Origin of the sequence: Pseudomonas jilinensis (genome assembly GCF_003586265.1) — a bacterium.
Taxonomy (GTDB): Bacteria; Pseudomonadota; Gammaproteobacteria; order Pseudomonadales; family Pseudomonadaceae; genus Halopseudomonas; species Halopseudomonas phragmitis.
On record NZ_QJSA01000005.1, the window covers coordinates 129,390 to 146,412 of the forward strand.

15 protein-coding genes and 1 tRNA gene are annotated in these 17,023 nt (G+C 59.2%); 10 read left to right on the plus strand and 6 right to left on the minus strand.

All coding sequences use genetic code 11. The features are described from left to right. The first annotated feature begins 28 nt into the window (after nucleotides 1–28). Nucleotides 29–1,588: a recombinase family protein gene (locus C2846_RS07165; RefSeq protein WP_119701090.1), complete on the plus strand. Its 1,560-nt coding sequence runs from the start codon at nucleotides 29–31 to the stop codon at nucleotides 1,586–1,588. Here the strand turns inward: C2846_RS07165 and C2846_RS07170 are convergent. Continuing rightward, nucleotides 1,567–1,643: transfer RNA gene (locus C2846_RS07170), tRNA-Met, on the minus strand. The genes C2846_RS07165 and C2846_RS07170 overlap by 22 nt on opposite strands. A 209-nt stretch (nucleotides 1,644–1,852) precedes the next feature. Here C2846_RS07170 and C2846_RS07175 point away from each other — a divergent pair. Continuing rightward, entirely contained in the window at nucleotides 1,853–3,043 is a 1,191-nt protein-coding gene (locus C2846_RS07175; RefSeq protein ID WP_165443785.1) for a GGDEF domain-containing protein, read from the plus strand. A gap of 47 nt (nucleotides 3,044–3,090) precedes the next feature. Next, on the plus strand, nucleotides 3,091–4,143 hold the full coding sequence (gene dinB / locus C2846_RS07180) for a DNA polymerase IV (RefSeq protein WP_119701092.1): 1,053 nt from the start codon (nucleotides 3,091–3,093) through the stop codon (nucleotides 4,141–4,143). Between the two features lie 4 nt (nucleotides 4,144–4,147). Here dinB and C2846_RS07185 read toward each other — a convergent pair whose 3' ends face one another. Further along, a complete protein-coding gene (locus C2846_RS07185; protein ID WP_095623933.1) occupies nucleotides 4,148–4,579 on the minus strand; it encodes a hypothetical protein in 432 nt (143 codons plus the stop codon). A gap of 145 nt (nucleotides 4,580–4,724) precedes the next feature. Here C2846_RS07185 and C2846_RS07190 point away from each other — a divergent pair, with 145 nt between their 5' ends. Next, nucleotides 4,725–5,507 carry an SDR family oxidoreductase gene (locus C2846_RS07190; protein ID WP_119701153.1) on the plus strand — a complete coding sequence of 261 codons (783 nt, stop codon included), beginning with the start codon at nucleotides 4,725–4,727 and terminating at the stop codon, nucleotides 5,505–5,507. A 143-nt stretch (nucleotides 5,508–5,650) separates the two neighbouring features. On the opposite strand, the gene C2846_RS07195 is transcribed toward C2846_RS07190, so the two are convergent. Together C2846_RS07195 and C2846_RS07200 are read right to left on the minus strand one after the other, a co-directional pair. Beyond that, complete coding sequence (locus tag C2846_RS07195) at nucleotides 5,651–6,082, minus strand: DUF2489 domain-containing protein (protein ID WP_165443786.1); 432 nt, start codon at nucleotides 6,080–6,082, stop codon at nucleotides 5,651–5,653. A 10-nt stretch (nucleotides 6,083–6,092) separates the two neighbouring features. Next, entirely contained in the window at nucleotides 6,093–6,566 is a 474-nt protein-coding gene (locus C2846_RS07200; protein ID WP_165443787.1) for an LEA/WHy family protein, read from the minus strand. 97 nt (nucleotides 6,567–6,663) lie between these two features. Here C2846_RS07200 and C2846_RS07205 point away from each other — a divergent pair, with 97 nt between their 5' ends. Then, nucleotides 6,664–7,197 (plus strand): hypothetical protein, encoded by a 534-nt coding sequence (locus C2846_RS07205; protein WP_119701094.1) that lies wholly within the window; start codon nucleotides 6,664–6,666, stop codon nucleotides 7,195–7,197. Nucleotides 7,198–7,294: 97 nt separating this feature from the next. Here C2846_RS07205 and C2846_RS07210 read toward each other — a convergent pair whose 3' ends face one another. Together C2846_RS07210 and C2846_RS07215 are read right to left on the minus strand one after the other, a co-directional pair. After that, nucleotides 7,295–7,759, minus strand: coding sequence for a YchJ family protein (locus C2846_RS07210; RefSeq protein ID WP_338067859.1), 465 nt, complete (start codon nucleotides 7,757–7,759; stop codon nucleotides 7,295–7,297). Continuing rightward, on the minus strand, nucleotides 7,759–8,241 hold the full coding sequence (locus C2846_RS07215; RefSeq protein WP_119701096.1) for a DUF6231 family protein: 483 nt from the start codon (nucleotides 8,239–8,241) through the stop codon (nucleotides 7,759–7,761). Before C2846_RS07215 ends, C2846_RS07210 begins: the two co-directional genes overlap by 1 nt. 119 nt (nucleotides 8,242–8,360) lie before the next feature. Between C2846_RS07215 and dinG the strand changes: the two genes are divergently transcribed. The 5 genes from dinG (at nucleotide 8,361) to C2846_RS07240 (ending at nucleotide 17,023) form a co-directional block, all read left to right on the plus strand. Then, nucleotides 8,361–10,493 (plus strand): ATP-dependent DNA helicase DinG, encoded by a 2,133-nt coding sequence (dinG, locus tag C2846_RS07220; RefSeq protein WP_119701097.1) that lies wholly within the window; start codon nucleotides 8,361–8,363, stop codon nucleotides 10,491–10,493. 99 nt (nucleotides 10,494–10,592) lie between these two features. Continuing rightward, a complete protein-coding gene (locus tag C2846_RS07225; protein ID WP_119701098.1) occupies nucleotides 10,593–11,765 on the plus strand; it encodes a serine hydrolase domain-containing protein in 1,173 nt (390 codons plus the stop codon). Between the two features lie 79 nt (nucleotides 11,766–11,844). Then, entirely contained in the window at nucleotides 11,845–12,486 is a 642-nt protein-coding gene (gene pdxH, locus C2846_RS07230) for a pyridoxamine 5'-phosphate oxidase (RefSeq protein ID WP_119701099.1), read from the plus strand. Nucleotides 12,487–12,606: 120 nt separating this feature from the next. Continuing rightward, nucleotides 12,607–14,721 (plus strand): hypothetical protein, encoded by a 2,115-nt coding sequence (locus C2846_RS07235; protein WP_119701100.1) that lies wholly within the window; start codon nucleotides 12,607–12,609, stop codon nucleotides 14,719–14,721. Between the two features lie 139 nt (nucleotides 14,722–14,860). Continuing rightward, the gene (locus C2846_RS07240) at nucleotides 14,861–17,023 is read left to right on the plus strand and encodes an ATP-binding protein (protein WP_119701101.1); all 2,163 of its coding nucleotides are present in this window, start codon (nucleotides 14,861–14,863) and stop codon (nucleotides 17,021–17,023) included.

The following is a 17,023-nucleotide window of genomic DNA, read 5'->3' on the forward strand; positions in this document are numbered from 1 at the left end:
CAGGAACAACAAAGGAGACCCCAACCCCATGAGAGCAGTGATCTACGCTCGCTTCAGCTCGGACAAGCAAAGCGAGACATCCCTTGACGATCAGGTGAACAACTGCCAGTCCCGCGCTCAGCGCGAGGGCTGGCATGTGGTTGCCATTCACACCGACACCGCCATGTCAGGATCCACAAAAGTCAGTAGCCGCCCGGGTGGAAAGGCCTTGTTGGCGGATATGCTCGCTGGCCGGTTTGAAGTACTTCTACTGGAGTCACTCGATCGCTTGGCTCGTGACCAGGTCGAGCAGGAAACCATTGTCCGCAGATTGGAGCATCGTGGTGTCAGGATCATGTGCCTGGCTGACGGCTATGACTCACATTTCCAGGGGCGCAAGGTCATGCGTGGTGTGCGGGGCTTGATCAATGAGCTGTACCTGGATGACCTTCGCCACAAGACTCAGCGGGGTCTGCATGGCCAGATTGATCGTGGCTATATCGCCGGCGGGAAATCTTACGGCTATGACATCGTGCGGGATGACAGCGGTAGCCGTTATGTCATCAATGAGCTTGAGGCCCACTGGGTCCGCTGGATCTTCCAGCAGGTAGCCAAGGGCCGGGCCTACAGGCATATCGTTTATGACCTGAATGAGAAGGGCGTTCCGTCACCGCGTGGGTCCAGTTGGGCCGTATCTGCGATCTACGGTAGCCCGGTCAAGGGCTCCGGTATTATCAACAATACCCTCTATATAGGCCGGTACACCTGGAATCGCTCGCAATGGATCAAGGATCCGGATACTGGCAAGCGCCGCCGAGTCGATCGGCCACGCAATGAGTGGCGCGAGGTTGATATTCCCGAGTTGCGGATTGTTGATCCGATGACATGGCAACGGGTCCGCACCCGTCTGGATCAGGGCCGGAAGCATGACGGGCTTAAACCCAGCCGGCGACCACTTACCGCTTTGCTTAGTGGCACCATTCGATGCCCCCATTGTGATGGGCCACTCACCTTGAGAGGCAGCAAGCGCTATGGTTGTGGCAATGCTCATGACAGGGGGCCAACAGTGTGCCCTGGATTCAACATATCGCGACCGCGCATTGAGCGCCGGCTGCTGTCAGTGATTCGTGATGACCTGCTTAACGACGATGCGGTGGCGCTGTTTGATAGCCTGGTCCAGGAACGCCTGCAGCGCCTTGGTGGCCATGGTGAGGTCTTAGCTTTAGAGCAGCGGCGTCAGGAGTTGCAGGAAGAGCTGCAGCGGCTGGTTGACGCGATTGCTCAGTTGGGGCTTAGCACTGCCATTGGTCAGCGGATCCGTGCGGTGGAGCGCGAGTTGCAAACCATCAAGGATGAGATTCAGGTCGTCCGTGCATCAAGCGGGCCCAGTCTGGATACAGGTAAGGCATTCAAGGAACTGCTGGTGAATTTGGAAAGCGCGCTGCAGGCAAGCCCAACCGAAGCGCGTCACGCTGTCAGCGAGATACTTGGACCAGTGAAAATGCTTATGAGAGGCCCGCAAATTTGGGCCCAGATAGCAACTGGCCCCGCATTGCAGATAGCAATCGGGGCCAGGGGCTGTATGACTGGTTGCGGGGGCAGGATTTGAACCTACGACCTTCGGGTTATGAGCCCGACGAGCTACCAGACTGCTCCACCCCGCGTCAGAGGGCGCCATTCTACGCATTCGCGAATAACTGTCAAGCGTCTGATGAAAAAAGATTTTTTCCTGTGCTAAGGCGGGTGGGTCAGCTGGAAATTATGTGATGCCAAATTGGCATTATCGGCATTGTGCTTTATGCTTGGCATTCATGTAATTTTGTTTAATAGTGATACACATAATAATAATGCTGGCATTGCGGGGCAGGGGTGTATGGCAGAAACAGATGCTGCGCTCTCATATCAGCTCTCTACCTGGCGTGGAGAGTTCGTCGAGCCGGAAGTTGAACAGGCGTTTCGCAGGCATATCGAGCGCTCTGTGGTGCGGCATTTGCGAGTGGCCGTGCTGGTCTGGGCGATTCTGCTGTTGTTGTTTGGCGGGCTTGATTACCTGGACTTGGGCTGGAGTGACGGCTTCCTGGTACTGATGTCCACCCGCATTCTGCAGGCGGCTTTGCTGTTGGCGTTTGCCTGGCGACTCGGCCAGCGGCCGGAGCTGGCCACCACCGGTTATGCGGTAACCGCTCTGGAGGCGTTGGGCTTCGTCCTGTTCTTTCTGATCTACTTTGCTCGTCCGGATATCGTCATCTGGAACATCGGTGTGACCCTGATCATGCTGATCAGCATGTTTATCTTCATTCCCAGCCGGGTATATCCGACCTTGCTGGCGGCGTTGTTCGGTATTGCCGGTACTCTTTATTGCCTGGCGCTCACGGGGCTTTCCACTGGATTGCTGGTCGGGGTGTCGTTCATCCTGATGTTGCCGGTGGTGGTAGGTTTTGTTGCGGCCCTGCGTCTGCAACTGGTGCAGCGCCATGAGTTCGCGTTGTATACCGAAGTGGCCGAGGCCAATCGTGAACTCAAGGCTGAGATCGAGCGGCGCGAGGCGCTGGAGCTTGAACTCAAACGCCAGGCGACCACTGACCCGCTGACTGGGTTGTTCAATCGACGCCAATACGAAATGCTGTTTGTCCGTGAGCGTGAGCGTTGCCGTCGGCAGAACTCGCCGATGTGTCTGTGCATCGCAGACCTTGATCACTTCAAAGCCTTGAATGACAAGCTTGGCCATGACGCCGGAGATGCTGCACTCAGGCATGTGGCGAGTCTGTTTGCCCGGCACATGCGCCAGTCCGATGTCCTGGGGCGTTTTGGCGGCGAGGAGTTCATCATGCTGCTGCCCGATACCGATGAGCAGCAGGCCGGCTGTATGGTTGAGCGGCTACGCCAGGCGCTGGAACAGTCTCCTTTGTTGTTGAGCAGTGACCGCGATTACCCGTTGACCGCTACTTTTGCAGTTACTCGGGTTCAGGATGATGAAAAAACCATTCGGGACACTATTCGCCGGGCCGACAAAGGGCTCTATCAGGGTAAACGTGCCGGGCGAAATCGGGTGGTACTGGCCTGAACGGGGTACACTTGGCGTTCGTGTAACTTTCGGTTCGGACCTGTGCTGTGCGCAAGATCATCCATGTTGATTGTGACTGCTTCTACGCGGCCATCGAAATGCGTGATGACCCGCGCCTGCGCGGCCGGCCACTGGCGGTTGGTGGTGATCCAGGCAAGCGTGGGGTGATCGCTACCTGCAACTACGAAGCCCGGGCCTACGGGGTCCGTTCGGCAATGGCCTCGGCCTATGCCAAAAAACTCTGCCCTGACCTGTTGATCGTACCGCCGCGGATGGCGGTCTACCGCGAGGTGTCGGCGGCGGTCCAGGCGATCTTCGCTGATTACACCACGTTGATTCAGCCCTTGTCGCTGGATGAGGCCTATCTGGATGTGAGCGACAGTCAGGTCTGCAAGGGCAGTGCAACGCTGATGGCGCAAGAAATCCGCCAGCGGGTACGTGACAGCCAGGGCATTACCGTGTCTGCCGGCGTGGCGCCAAACAAGTTCCTGGCCAAGATCGCCAGCGACTGGAACAAGCCCGACGGGCTCAAGGTCGTTTTGCCGGATGAGCTGGAAGCCTTTGTCGCAGCGTTGCCGGTGGAGCGCCTGCATGGGGTGGGGCGCGTCACTGCCCAGCGTCTCAACAATCTGGGCGTGGACACCTGCGCCCAGCTCAAGCTCTGGCGCAAGGCTGATCTGGTGCGTGAATTCGGCAGCTTTGGCGAGCGGTTATGGGAACTGGCGCGCGGTATCGACGAGCGCCCTGTGGTGGTGGAAAGCCGGCGCCAGTCGGTCAGTGTCGAGCATACCTATGATCAGGATCTGCCGGATCTGGCGGCCTGCCTGGACGCCTTGCCGCCCTTGCTGGACAAGCTGGCCCAGCGGTTGGGCCGGTTGGAAGGTCAGTACCGGGTCAGCAAGCCGTTCGTCAAACTCAAGTTTCACGACTTCACCCAAACCACTCTGGAACAGGCCGGTGCACCGGTAACGCCCGAGGGCTACCGCGATCTCTGTATCCAGGCGTTTGCCCGGGGTGCCCGGCCAGTGCGGCTGATTGGGGTCGGGGTGCGGCTGGACAATGCCCATAGCCCGCTGGGTGAGCAGTTACTGTTGTTCTAGGGGATTACTTGCTAACGCACTTGGGGCACAGGTGGTTGTCGCCCCGTGGCCGCCAGCCCAGTTCGGCAATCCGCTGTACCGCTTTGGCGGTGCGCTGTTCCAGGCCATCCTGCTCGGCGGCGAGGAATTCGAAGGCCTGTTCGCGGCCGCAGTCGTCACACTGAATCGACCAGCCCAGCACCACTTGATTGCGCAGATCCGGGCCCTTGGCCGTTGCGGTCCACTGCCCGGGCGGGTTGATCAGATAGCGGATCTTGTCGACCTGCAGCGGCAACGGCAGGTCTCGGCTACCTTTAACCGTACAGATCAGCCGGTCGCCCGGTTGCACGCCACCGCCTTGACCGGTGACCTGATACAGGCCCGGCGCCAGGGTGCGGCACTCGATCAGGGTGTGCGATGGGTTGAGTACGCTGCGGCGAAAATCATGCTCGGCCATGGCTGGTCCAGGGTTGGCGAATCGGGCCGGCATGATAACACCGAACGGGGTTGGCCCATCACCCGGATGACTGATGGTCGGTCTGCTGCCGGGCACTGGCTATGATGCAGGCACAGTCACCATCACCAGACACAAGAGGATAGCCATGAACGTCAAGCAATTGTTCGATCTGACCGGCAAGGTCGCGTTGATCACCGGTGGTACCAAGGGCCTGGGCCTGCAGATGGCCGAAGCATTTGGCGAGCAGGGTGCCAAAGTGTTTATCAGTGCGCGCAATGGTGCCGAGGTCGAGAGTGTGGTTGCCGAGCTCAATGCCAAGGGTATCGAGGCTGCCGGTATCGCCTGTGACCTGGGCAAGCTGGACACTAATCCGGTCCAGACCCTGGTCGATGCGGTGGAGGCCAGGTTTGGTACCATCGATATTCTGGTCAACAATGCCGGTACCACCTGGGGCCAGCCGGCAGCTGAGCACAGCTATGAAGGCTGGCAGAAGGTCATGACCCTGAATGTCGATGTGTGCTTCTTGATGGCACAGGAAGTCGCGCGCCGGTTCATGATCCCGCGTCAGTCGGGCAAAATCATCAATATTGCCTCGATCGCTGGATTCAAGGGTAATCGCCCGAACAGCGGCGTTCATACAGTGGCCTACAACACCAGCAAGGCGGCGGCGATCAATCTGACCCGAGCGCTGGCTGGTGAGTGGGGACCCTACAACATCAATGTCAATGCCATTTGCCCTGGCTATTTCCCGACCAAGCTGGCCAAGGGGCTGGACAAGGTCAGTGAGATGATCAAGCAGGGCACTCCGCTGGGACGTATTGGCGGTGAAGACGACATCAAGGGGCCCGCGGTGTTCCTGGCTTCGGAAGCCTCACGTCACGTCAGTGGTCAGGCGATTGCGGTGGATGGTGGGAACTCGGTCGTCTGATAGCCGGCCACGGTTTGCTGCGCGTCGGCCCTGCGTTGTTAAAAACAGGCTCGGAATGCTCATTTACAACGCGTAAACTCCGCTTCCTCGCCTGTTTTTGCCTAGCAGGGCTCTAGCTCGCTAAACCTTGAAAGGTTGTAGGGCTAGAGGCCTTGGCTCAACTGCTTCACTGCCAGCGCGACGCGAGCGCCATATTGCTGCTCCAGATGGTCCATATGGCGCTGGTGCAGTTGGCGCTCGGCCCGGCTCAGATCTTTCCAGGCCTGATGGGTGGGGATATGGGCGGTGGCGTCGTAGACCAGTTCGAATACTTCCACATCCAGTTCCGGGCGTCGTGGGCCGTGATAGTTGTCCAGCAGGACCTTGATCCGGATGCAGCCTTCGATCATCGGCGCCTGATCGTTGGCCATGCTTTCGGCAATAAAGCGGATGTCTGTAGCCAGACGCTGGTCACGCTCCTGATCCAGTCTGGCGCGCTGTTGCTGCCGTTGCCAGACCTGGCGCCACAGATAGCCGGCGTAGACCGCCAGCGCTACTACGATAACCAGCCCCGCCAGGGCCAGCCAATACCCCATCGACATATCTTCAAAAACTCAGTTGGGCAGGGTCCAGCACCCCGTCTTCGTACAGATTGATGGTTGAGCCAAATAGCAGGCCGGTGCGGATATGCCCTTCGATCCGGTAGCGAATCGGCTGACGTCCATCGACCAGCTTGGTCAGGTCGCCCAGGTGTCGCCACAGGTTCGAACGTACGGTCAGATCGAAATGTTCCGAACCGTAGGCCGGTACGGTGAAGTGATTGTCACTGACACCGGTAGCCAGGCGTACATCGTTGAGGTAGACCTGATAGCGCATGCCGCGTATTGGCAGGCGCCGGCTATTGGGATTATCCACCCGCAATTGTAACCGAAAGGTCTGCTCCCACAGATTGGCTCTGAGCATTTCCACATTGGCCAGACGTACGTCCGGTTTCTCGTAGCTGCTACCCAGGCTGGCGCAACCCTGAAGTACAAGCAGGGCCCATGCGGCCATCATGGGAAGGACAACGCGGCGTTGCATATCATTCTCCCGGTCCATGGCGACTGCTGTAGTGAAAGTTGTAGTGCAGTCGTTGGATGTCCATACTAACCCTAATTGATTGAAACGGAGTGACATCATGTCGCAATTTCAGATCATTTTTCAGGGCCGGCTCAGCCCTGGGGTGTCTCCGGTCGAGGCGCGCCAGCGAATTGGTCAACTGTTTCAGGTGGGTGAGGCGCAACTGGATGTGCTGTTTTCCGGTCGCCGGATTGTCATCAAGCAAGGGCTGGATGCGGCTGCCGCGCAGAAGTATCAGCAGGCAATTGAACGGGCTGGCGCCCTGTGCCAGGTTGAGCCGCCACTGGATGTGGCGCCATCGGCCAGCGAATCCGCGCCACAGCCACAGCCGCAAATTCAGCCTGAGCAGCCGATAAGCCGCGGCCCGGCTCCGCGTGATGAGTTCATGGCCGCTTTTCGTGATGTCGAGGCCCCGGATTTTGGTATTGCCCCACTGGGCGCGGATCTGCAGGACGAATACAGCTCGCACACACCCTTGCCGCTGGACCTGTCGGCCCTGAGTCTGGCGCCGGTGGGCAGTGATATGGGCGAAATGCAGAAGCCCGAGCCGCCACCCGCACCGGATACCAGCCACTTGAAATTGAAGGATTGATGGTTTCTTTGGGAAATACTGATTAATTGCACATAAGCTCAGTAGCCCGGTCAGCGACAATTGGGCCTGCACTGGAATTGATTTAATCAGTATTCCTTTAGACGCAGCAGCACTGTTTGAACTTGCGCCCAGACCCGCAGGGGCAAGGTTCGTTGCGTCCGGCCTTGATCGGGTGATTGGGGTCGATGAAGTACCAGTGTCCGGCCTTGTTGACGAAATCCGAGCATTCACGGTGACTGTGGCGGCTGCCGTCAGGGTCGGCCCAGTACGCGATGAAGGTTACCTGTCCGCGGGCATCGCCAGCTACCACCTGTTCGACCTCCAGCCCCAGCCACTGGCTGTCCCGACTCCATTGACTCATCGCCTCGCGGGCCAGCAAGGCTTGCTGGGCGGGCAGGGTGGTGGCCACCAGGTAATCGATCAGCTCCAGCACATAGGCACAGTAGCGCGAACGCATCAGCTTCTCGGCGCTGGGCGCCGGCAGGCCCTGATGCCAGCTTTGGCAGCACTCGGCATAGCTTTGCTGGCTGCCGCAGGGGCAGAGCGGGTTGTCGGACATCATTACCACCAGTACTTACCAAAGTTCTGCGGGTTAGCCCAGTACTTTGAATTCAGCCAGTCGGGGGCTGGTTTGTATTCGGCCAGATCATAGGTGAACAGTGTCAGGCTGCGCCCGTCTTGTTCGAATCTGGCCTGACGTTGCAGGGCCAGGCCAAAGAAGTCGGTGTCCTGCCAGGCGCTGGCGGCCTGCATGTCGACCAGTACCGCCAAACGGCTGACCGACAGGTTGCGCAGTCCGGCCAGCAGTTCGATGCCCTGGCGTTTCTCCAGGCGTTCGAGTTGGTCGGCAATGATCGCCAGATCGTAGCGGCAGTTAAGCAGTTCGGCCGATAGCGGGACTTCGCTGGTGTCGATGCGCTGGCAGTCGTCATGCTGCTCGCAATAGGCCAGCGCTGCCGGTACCGGCTCGGCGCTGACGCACAGCAGGCGCTCGGGGCGGTAGTGATCGAGGATCGACAGCAGGGTAGTAGTGGGAGTGGTCATTGGTGTTTCGGCGCGAGTATGGAATCGGGAGGTTAGCACAAGCACGCTGGTCGCGCAGGTTCAGAGCCGCGTACCGCTGGCCGGCCATGTTATCATCGGCGCTGCACTTCGGAGCCCGCATGCTGAACGATGATCTCAAAGGCCAGATCCAGACGGCCTATCGCACCTTCCTGGAAAACAAGTCGCTGAAGCCGCGTTACGGCCAGCGGGTGATGATTGCCGAGGTGGCCAAGCTGTTTGGCGGGGTTGAGCTGGACGAAGAGGGTCACCGGGCCGGCGAGGCAGCAGTTGCGGTGGTCGAGGCAGGCACTGGAACCGGCAAGACCGTGGCCTATTGTCTGGCCGGTATTCCGATTGCCAGGCATCTGGGCAAGCCGCTGGTGATTTCTACCGCTACTGTGGCGTTGCAGGAGCAGATCGTGCTCAAGGATCTGCCCGATATTCAGCGCAATGCCGGGCTGGATTTCCGTTTTTCCCTGGCCAAGGGGCGCGGCCGCTATGTCTGTCTGTCCAAGCTCGATCACCTGTTGCAGGACAACCAGGCGCTGGCCAGCCGGCAGCAGGGGTTTGCTGAGGAAGGTTTCAATATCGAGATCGATGAGGCCGGGTTCAAGCTCTACACCCGCATGGTCGAGGCCCTGGCCAGCAACAAATGGGATGGCGAGCGCGACTCCTGGCCAGAGGCCCTGGAGGATCAGGACTGGGCCAGGCTGACCACTGATCATATCCAGTGCACCAACCGCCGCTGCGGGCACTTCAATCAGTGCGTGTTCTACAAGGCCCGCGAGGGCGTGCAGAAGGTCGATGTGATCGTTACCAACCACGATCTGGTGCTCGCCGACCTGGCGCTGGGTGGTGGTGCCATCCTGCCTGATCCGCGTGACTGCCTATATATCTTCGATGAAGGCCACCATCTGCCGGACAAGGCGATCGCTCACTTCGCTCATCATACCCGGCTGGCGGCTACCGCCGACTGGCTCGATCAACTGGACAAGAACCTGACCAAACTGCTGGCCCAGCATCCGCTGCCGGGTGACTTTGGCCGTCTGCTGGAGCAGGTGCCGGCCCAGGCCAAGGATCTGCGCCCGCATCAACAATTCATGCAGCAGGCACTGACCGAGGTGGCGGACTTTGCCAGTGCCGAAGACTTTTCCGGGCAGATTCGTCCGCAGCACCGTTTTGAGCACGGTGAGGTGCCGGAGCATCTGCGCGAACTGGCCGGCGAGCTGAAGGCCGGTTTCGGCCGGCTGACTGATCTGCTGCAACGGCTGGTGGATATTCTCAAAGAAGCCATGGATGGCGAGACAGTCGGGGTGCATCAGACCCAGGCCGAGGAGTGGTATCCGCTGTTTGGTGCGCTGCTGGCGCGGGCCGAGGGCAACTGGACGTTGTGGACCCAGTTCGCGCTGGTCGATCCCGAAGGCAAGCCGCCGACCGCGCGCTGGCTGACCCTGACTGAGACCAATGATATCGAGGTACACGTCAGCCCGATTCTGGCCGCCGACACTCTGCGTCAATACCTGTGGCATAGCGCCTTTGCTGCGCTGGTGACCTCGGCCACGCTTACCGCGCTGGGCAAGTTCGACCGCTTCAGCCACCGTGCCGGGCTGCCGAAAAGTGCGGTCTGCACCCTGGCGCCGAGCCCGTTCCGGCATGCCGACTGCGGGGTGTTGCGGATTCCGGATATCGGCGCTGACCCGCGGGACAATAGCGGGCACTCTGCGGCGATTATTCGTGAGTTGCCGGTCATGCTCGAGGACGCCCGGGGCAGCCTGGTGCTGTTCTCCTCGCGGCGGCAGATGCTCGAGGTATTCGCCGGCTTGCCTGCCGAGTTCCGGCCCCGGGTACTGGTCCAGGGCGATCTGTCCAAGCAGGAACTGATCCGTCAGCATCGGGCCCGGGTCGACAAGGACGAGCCAAGCGTCATCTTCGGCCTGGCCAGTTTTGCCGAAGGGGTCGATCTGCCGGGGCGCTACTGCGAACATGTGGTGATCGCCAAGATTCCCTTTGCGGTGCCGGATGATCCGGTCGAGGCCGCGCTCAGCGAGTGGATCGAGCGCAATGGCGGCAACCCGTTCATGGAGATCGCCGTGCCTGATGCTTGTCTGCGCCTGGTGCAGGCCTGTGGCCGGCTGCTGCGTACCGAGCAGGATCGCGGCGTGATCACCCTGCTGGATAGGCGGCTGGTGACCCAGCGCTATGGCAAGGCGATTCTCAATGCACTGCCGCCGTTTCGCCGCGAGATCGAGTGAGCGGCATACACAGGTATTCAGCTTGTTAAGTGACGTTGCAGAGCTGCTACCTTATGCCGTCTTATCTCTGGTTGGAACACAATCGATAAAGGAAGCTGTATGACCATGCCCCAGGGTTATTTCGATCCGCGTTTTGCCTCCGTTCGAGAGCTGTTCGCCGAGCAGATGGCTGACCCTCAGGCCCGTGGCGCGGCGCTGTGCGTAACGGTTGGCAACGAAACCGTGCTGGACCTGTGGCAGGGGGTGATGGACAAGGACAACAGTCAGGTCTGGGAACAGGACACCCTGGTCAATGTATTTTCCTGCACCAAGCCGCTGGGCGCGGTCGCGCTGTTGCAGCAGGTCGAGGCTGGACGCATCGGGCTGGACAGCCCGCTGGCCGAGGTCTGGCCGGAGTTTGCCGCCGCCGGTAAACAGGCGGTGACGCTGCGTCAGGTGCTGGGCCACCGTTCGGCTCTGTCCGCCGTGGCCAAACCGCTGCCCCCGGAGGCACTGTTCGACTGGCAGGCGATGGTCGCTGCGCTTGAGCAGCAGGAGCCCTGGTGGACGCCCGGCAGTGCCCATGGCTACGCGCCGGTCAGCTATGCCTGGCTGCTGGGTGAACCCTTGCGCCGGGTCAGCGGGCAGCGCCCCGGAGCCTATATCAATCAGCATATCTGCGCCGCATTGGGTATGGATTTCTTCGTTGGGGTGCCAGATGCCGAGCTGGATCGGGTGGCCCATGTCTCGCGACTGCGCAATCAATACGGCGATGAATACGCCCGGGCCCTGTTTGCCGCTATGGGCCAACCCGACAGTCTGGCCGCCAAGGCCTTTGGCAACCCGTCGAGCATGATGACCAGCACCAATACCCGCGAGTGGAAGCAGGCCGAGATCTTCTCTGCTAACGGTACCGGCAATGCCCGCTCGCTGGCGCGCTTCTGGCAGGTACTGGCGCACGGAGGTAATCTGGATGGCGTGCATCTGCTCGACAGTGAACTGGTCGGGTTGATGGCGCAGGAGCATAGTCAGGGGATGGACTGCACGCTGCTGGCGCCGACCCGGTTTGGTTTGGGGGTCATGCTCGAACAGGATTATGAGGGTGGTGGTTTCGGCATGGGGCCGCAGGCCTGGGGCCACCCCGGTGCCGGTGGCGCGCTGGGATTCTGTGATCCGCAGGCGCAGGTCGGGTTCGGTTATGTGACCAACACCATGGGCCCTTACGTGCTGATGGACCCGCGGGCGCTGGCCTTGAGTCGAGAGGTGTATCGCTGTTTGCGTCAGCTTGACTGAGCGAGGCTTGCTTGGGATCAATGCAGCGGCTTGGGTTGTGCTGCTAGCATGAACGCATAATTGTCAGGAGTCTTGTTGCATGAAACCGAGCATTGCCGACCTGCGTCGTGAATATACCCGTGATGGCCTGCTGGAAAGCCAGGCCCCCGACGAGCCTTTCCGCCTGTTTGCCCAGTGGTTTTCCCAGGCTGTCGAGGTCGAGCGTACCGAAGCCAATGCAATGATGCTGGCCAGCGTCGATGAGCAGGGTCAGCCGCATCTGCGCACCCTGTTGCTCAAAGACTTCGATGAGCGCGGCTTCGTGTTCTTCACCAACTACCAGAGTGCCAAGGGCCAGCAACTGGAGTCCCATCCGCAGGCGGCGATGACTTTCTGGTGGCATGATCTGGAGCGTCAGGCGCGGATCGAGGGGCGGGTCGAGCGCATCAGTGCCGAGGAGTCCGATGCCTACTATCAAAGCCGCCCGCTGGGTAGCCGGCTGGGCGCCTGGGCTTCACCGCAAAGCCAGGTAATCGCCAATCGTGAAGTGCTGGAGCAAAAGCTTGCCGGGCTACAGGAGCAGTATGCCGATACTCTCCCGCCGCGCCCGCCCCATTGGGGCGGCTATCGGCTGGTGCCCGAGCTGATCGAGTTCTGGCAGGGCCGGCCAAGCCGGCTGCATGATCGGCTGGTCTATCGCCGCAACGATGGAGGCTGGCTGCGTGAACGGCTGGCGCCTTAATAGTCAGATACCTTGACGCCATAGCGCCTGCAAGGCCGGCTCCCCAATTCTAGGTATGGTTGCACTGTGCCATGTGTCCTATGGTCGTGGTGTTGATCATAACCAGAAAGGGAGTTGTTCATGCGCCATTTCAACAAGTGGCCTCTGGCCGTCGCAGTTTCATCGGCTCTGGTGCTTGCCGGCTGCTTCGGCGGCAGCGGAGGTTCGTCATCGAACCGTTCCAGCAATGAGGGCCCGGCAACGCCGGAGCCTTCTACCAGTTTCACCTATGTGGTTTCCGTTGATGTGCCGGACAGCAACACCGTGGCCGCGCTCCCGCAAGGCCGCCTGGAGCTGGTACTCAGTGGGGTGATCAATAGTCTGATCGGCCAGGCACTGGCTGAACTGGTTGACAGCGTGCAGCCTGGAGACTTCAGTCTCAAGCGCTACAGTGCAGAAGGCGACGATGAAGAGCTGGAAATCAGCGTCGAGCAGGATGGGACAACCTACGAGATATCCAGTGAGCATGGCCCAGCCACGGATACCTATCTGGAAGTCAGTCTGGGTAACGTGCCTGGCGTTTCTCCTGGCGTCAGCCTGCGTGTACCGGCCAATGGTGAAAGTTTGGTCATGGACCCCGTTACCACGCTGGTCACGCAACAGATTGCCAGTCGGCTTGCTGAACTTGATCAGTTGACGCTGGATGAAATTGACGAAGTTATCGAGCAGGTACGGGCTATTGCTGAAGATCCGGAGGTCGCGGCGGCGATCGAGGCGGCGATCTACAGTGCCAGCAGTACCGATGATCTGCTTGATCTGGTCGGGCAACAACTTAGTGCTGCTGTTGAGGAACTGCTGGACAATGCAACCGCCCCGCCAGCGAGCGCGAGCGCTACTGCAGCCTCAGGCAAGTTCAATGTTCATGGTCTTTCCCTGGGCCTCTATGGCGACGAGAAGTTCGGCGGCGGGGGTTATCTGACCGGGGATTTCACTGGCAGTCCGACACTGACCTTCGGCAGTGACACTGTTGAGTTCCAGGTGGTGTCCGAGAGCGAACTGACAACCGAGTTTGTGCATCAAATGGGCGCCAATGCTGAGGTGCTGTTCCGTGGCTGGACGGATGATGAGCCGGATTCCGGCACTCTGTCGCTGGATGGGCGCGGCATCCTTATGCCGGAGTTCGAGGAATTTGGGCCTTATGATCAGGAAGATATGCCTGACGGCCCGGATTTCTACTGTGTAACCCAGTCCAATGACTGTACCGACCGGGAGTTCGAGGCGGCCTCACGGTTGCTGGCTGCCGGGCCGGCAGCGTCGCCCTTGAGCACTCTGATCGGTGCATCCTTCTCAACCCGTGAAGTGCTGGATGGCGACAACAGCGTCGTGGTCAAGGTGCTGAACGCAGGGTTGGAAGTGTTGATCCGCGAGGCTGCGAGCCAGCCGGCTCTGACTGGCCGCTATGGCATGATCGAGCTGGCGGTGGACAGTGAAAACACGGTTGGCAGTGCCTTCCTTGATGTTGGTACTTACCTGCTTGAAGCTGAGTTTGATGGTGCCGGTAACGTCAGCTTCTGTGAGCCGCTGGCTCGCTATACCTTCAGCAATCTGGCCGCTGGTGGTACCAGTATCACAACTGAAACTGAAGATGAGTGTGCAACCGCTGACTATATTCTGGCCAGCAATGGTGCCTTGATCCTGGACAGTGAAGATGAAATACCCAGCGAGGGATGGTTGGCTGAAGATGGCCTGACCTTTGTGACCGGCTCGCGCCATCCGGATATGGAGGCGGTACTGACAGCCGGTGGCTGGCTGGAGCAGAGCTGGGGTAACTCGCAGTTTCTGCTTGGTCTCAAACTGGCTGACAGCAATGTCCTTGCCGGCAAGCGCTACCGGCTGATCGCTGCTGGTCTAAATGCCGACGCGGGTGAGCTGGGCATGCATCGGGTCCAAAGCGGCAGCCTCAGTTTTGATGAACAGGGTCAGCCGAGCCTCAGTGCCAGTTTGCTGACCCAGGTAGTGACGCCTGCTGGTCTGGGGGGCGGTAGCGCTCATGTTCCAGTCAATCCTGGCGGTTTGTCGATGACGCTTGATAGCGGTGCGGTCAGCCTGAGCGGGACTCTGGGTGATGATGAGTTCAGTGCCAGCGGCTTTGTTCGGGCTGATAGCCGGGTTATTGTGCTCAACCATTTGATCAGCGGAACCGACCTTGCTCTCAATGGCTTGATGATCGCTGTCTGCACTAACTGTGAGGACTGATCTGAATCCGTGCGGCAGGGATGCCGTGGATTAATGACGCAGCCCCCGTGCCGGTTGGTACGGGGGTGTTTGCGTGGTAAGGGCTGATGTTGCACTACACTTGGCCCAAAGGGAGCTTTCTACAAAAAGAGAAACGGCCATGTTCAAGGAGTTTGCGCCGGGAAAGGTGTTTTCAGCAGGACTGGCTTTGGCGTTGCTGTTGTTTTTCGCCGCGCTCTATATATCCACGCATTTGCCTTGGTTGGGGTTCCAGGTCCAGCCTGATGAGAACGGAGTTAGGGTGGCGTCAGTGTCGGGGGCAGGGCCGGTTTCGGGCCACCTGTTGCCGGGTGACTTGCTGTTGTCGATCGGTGCGGGTGATCGGATATTTCTGCTCAAGGCAGCGGATGCCATGGTTGAGCCTGATGATGTTGTGGCTTTCAGTGATTACAACCGTTTTTTTGCCCGACATGCTGAGTTATGGCCGTTGTTGCTCCAACCTGAGCTGACGCTGGAAGTGAGTAGAGGTGCGGGGGAGTCGGTGACCAGTTTTCTGGTGACGTTCCAGCCAGGCTCATCTCGACCGCTTGATGATTTGCCCTGGCTTTTTTGGTACCAGATAGCTTGTGGTCTGGCTATCGCTCTCATGGGGACGGCTGCCTGGGCTTTTGTTCAGACCGAGCTGGGGCCGCGATACTATGCTTTGGCGGGCTGGGGGCTGGCACTGTGCATTCTGGCTAGTGCTATTTATACAACGCGTGAACTCAGCTTGCCGTCCGAGCTGTTTCTCAACTTGTCACGACTTAATCAGTTCGGCGCCATGCTATGTGGCGCTGCCGGTACGGCATTACTGTATTTCTATCCGACTCGCTTGGCCCGCTGGCGATTTGATCTGCTGGCGTTGATTGCGCTGGTGGTTATCCTTGCGCTCAATTGGGGGCAGTTGGGGTTCAATCTGGACATCCTGGCGCGCTGGACTTTGCTTGGCTGGTTGCTGCTGGATATAGCGCTGGCCTGCATTCAATGGCGGCGTACCCGCACCGAGCCAGTTGAGCGGGCTCGGTTGAAGTGGTTCATATACGCCTGGTTTATAGGTATCAGTTGCTATCTGGGCCTGGTGATCATTCCGCAGGTATTGGGCAGCGAATCCCTGGTACATCAAACTCACGGCTGGTTTTTTCTGGTACTGACCTACCTTGGAATTGCCTTGGGCGTTGTGCGCTATCGCCTGTTTGATCTTGATCGATGGGTATGGCTGGCCTGGTTTTGGTTTGCCTTTGGTGTTCTGTTCATCGTATTCGACGCCATGCTGGTCATGGTGCTCAAAATCGAAACAACAGTAGGGTTGCTGATCGCTCTGGCAGTAGCGGGCTGGGTGTATCTGCCGTTACGCCAGGGGGTTTTGCTGCGTTTCATGTCCCTTTCCGAGCGTGAACAGCACGAGCAATTGCCTGATCTGCTGCAGCAAGCCTTCTTGCACCACGGTACGCTGGATGAGCAGTGGAGTCAGGCTATGCGTGTGGCTTTCAAACCCTTGGCATTGGACATTGAGCCTCAGCCTCAAGAGGTGCCGTTGATAACCGACAATGGTCTGAGGCTTAGGGTCCCCAGCCTGGATCGTCAGCAGTCTCTGGTGTTGGGTTATGCTCTGGGTGGGCAGCGGCTTTTTACCCGGGAGGATGTACGTTTTTGCGAACAGGTCTCGATGTTGTTTGTCTTGGCCCAGAACTATCACCAGTCCTATGCCAATGGAGTAAAAAGTGAGCGCAGTCGCGTCGCCCGGGACTTGCATGATGACGTAGGCGCAAGGCTGCTGTCGCTGGTCTATCGGTCGCGGCAAGATGATGAACTTCAGCAACTCGCGCGTGACACCCTGCAAGAGCTGCGCGAGGTGATCCAGGGGCTGCAAAAAGAGGCTGCGCCGTTAAGTCAGAGTTTTTCTCGTTGGCAGGCTGAAGCGCGGGAGCGCTGCCGGTTGTTCAATGTGCGTTTGAATATAAGTATGGATGAACGTCTGCAGAGTGTGCGCTTGAGTTCGCGGATGGAGCGCAATCTGTCGCGCGTGCTGCGAGAGGCCTTGTCCAACATCTTTCAACATGCCAGGGCTACAGAGGTGTGGATACGTTTGCTATTGGAAGAGCAGCGCCTGCACTTGTCGATAGAGGATGACGGTAAGGGATTTTCCAGTTCTGGCAGTCATGGTTTGGGGTTGCACGGTATTCGTCAGCGTTGTGAAGAGCTGGGGGGCGAGATGAGTTGGTGGAATCGCCTGGATGGAGGTGCGGCTTTGCGCTGCGAGGTTCCACTCTACGAGGAACGGTAA

Coding starts and splice junctions, on each gene's coding strand:
- C2846_RS07165 (WP_119701090.1), top strand. CDS start 29: ATGAGAGCAGTGATCTACGCTCGCTTCAGCTCGGACAAGCAAAGCGAG.
- C2846_RS07175 (WP_165443785.1), top strand. CDS start 1,853: ATGGCAGAAACAGATGCTGCGCTCTCATATCAGCTCTCTACCTGGCGT.
- C2846_RS07185 (WP_095623933.1), bottom strand. CDS start 4,579: ATGGCCGAGCATGATTTTCGCCGCAGCGTACTCAACCCATCGCACACC.
- C2846_RS07190 (WP_119701153.1), top strand. CDS start 4,725: ATGAACGTCAAGCAATTGTTCGATCTGACCGGCAAGGTCGCGTTGATC.
- C2846_RS07195 (WP_165443786.1), bottom strand. CDS start 6,082: ATGGGGTATTGGCTGGCCCTGGCGGGGCTGGTTATCGTAGTAGCGCTG.
- C2846_RS07200 (WP_165443787.1), bottom strand. CDS start 6,566: ATGCAACGCCGCGTTGTCCTTCCCATGATGGCCGCATGGGCCCTGCTT.
- C2846_RS07205 (WP_119701094.1), top strand. CDS start 6,664: ATGTCGCAATTTCAGATCATTTTTCAGGGCCGGCTCAGCCCTGGGGTG.
- C2846_RS07210 (WP_338067859.1), bottom strand. CDS start 7,759: ATGATGTCCGACAACCCGCTCTGCCCCTGCGGCAGCCAGCAAAGCTAT.
- C2846_RS07215 (WP_119701096.1), bottom strand. CDS start 8,241: ATGACCACTCCCACTACTACCCTGCTGTCGATCCTCGATCACTACCGC.
- dinG (WP_119701097.1), top strand. CDS start 8,361: ATGCTGAACGATGATCTCAAAGGCCAGATCCAGACGGCCTATCGCACC.
- C2846_RS07225 (WP_119701098.1), top strand. CDS start 10,593: ATGACCATGCCCCAGGGTTATTTCGATCCGCGTTTTGCCTCCGTTCGA.
- pdxH (WP_119701099.1), top strand. CDS start 11,845: ATGAAACCGAGCATTGCCGACCTGCGTCGTGAATATACCCGTGATGGC.
- C2846_RS07235 (WP_119701100.1), top strand. CDS start 12,607: ATGCGCCATTTCAACAAGTGGCCTCTGGCCGTCGCAGTTTCATCGGCT.
- C2846_RS07240 (WP_119701101.1), top strand. CDS start 14,861: ATGTTCAAGGAGTTTGCGCCGGGAAAGGTGTTTTCAGCAGGACTGGCT.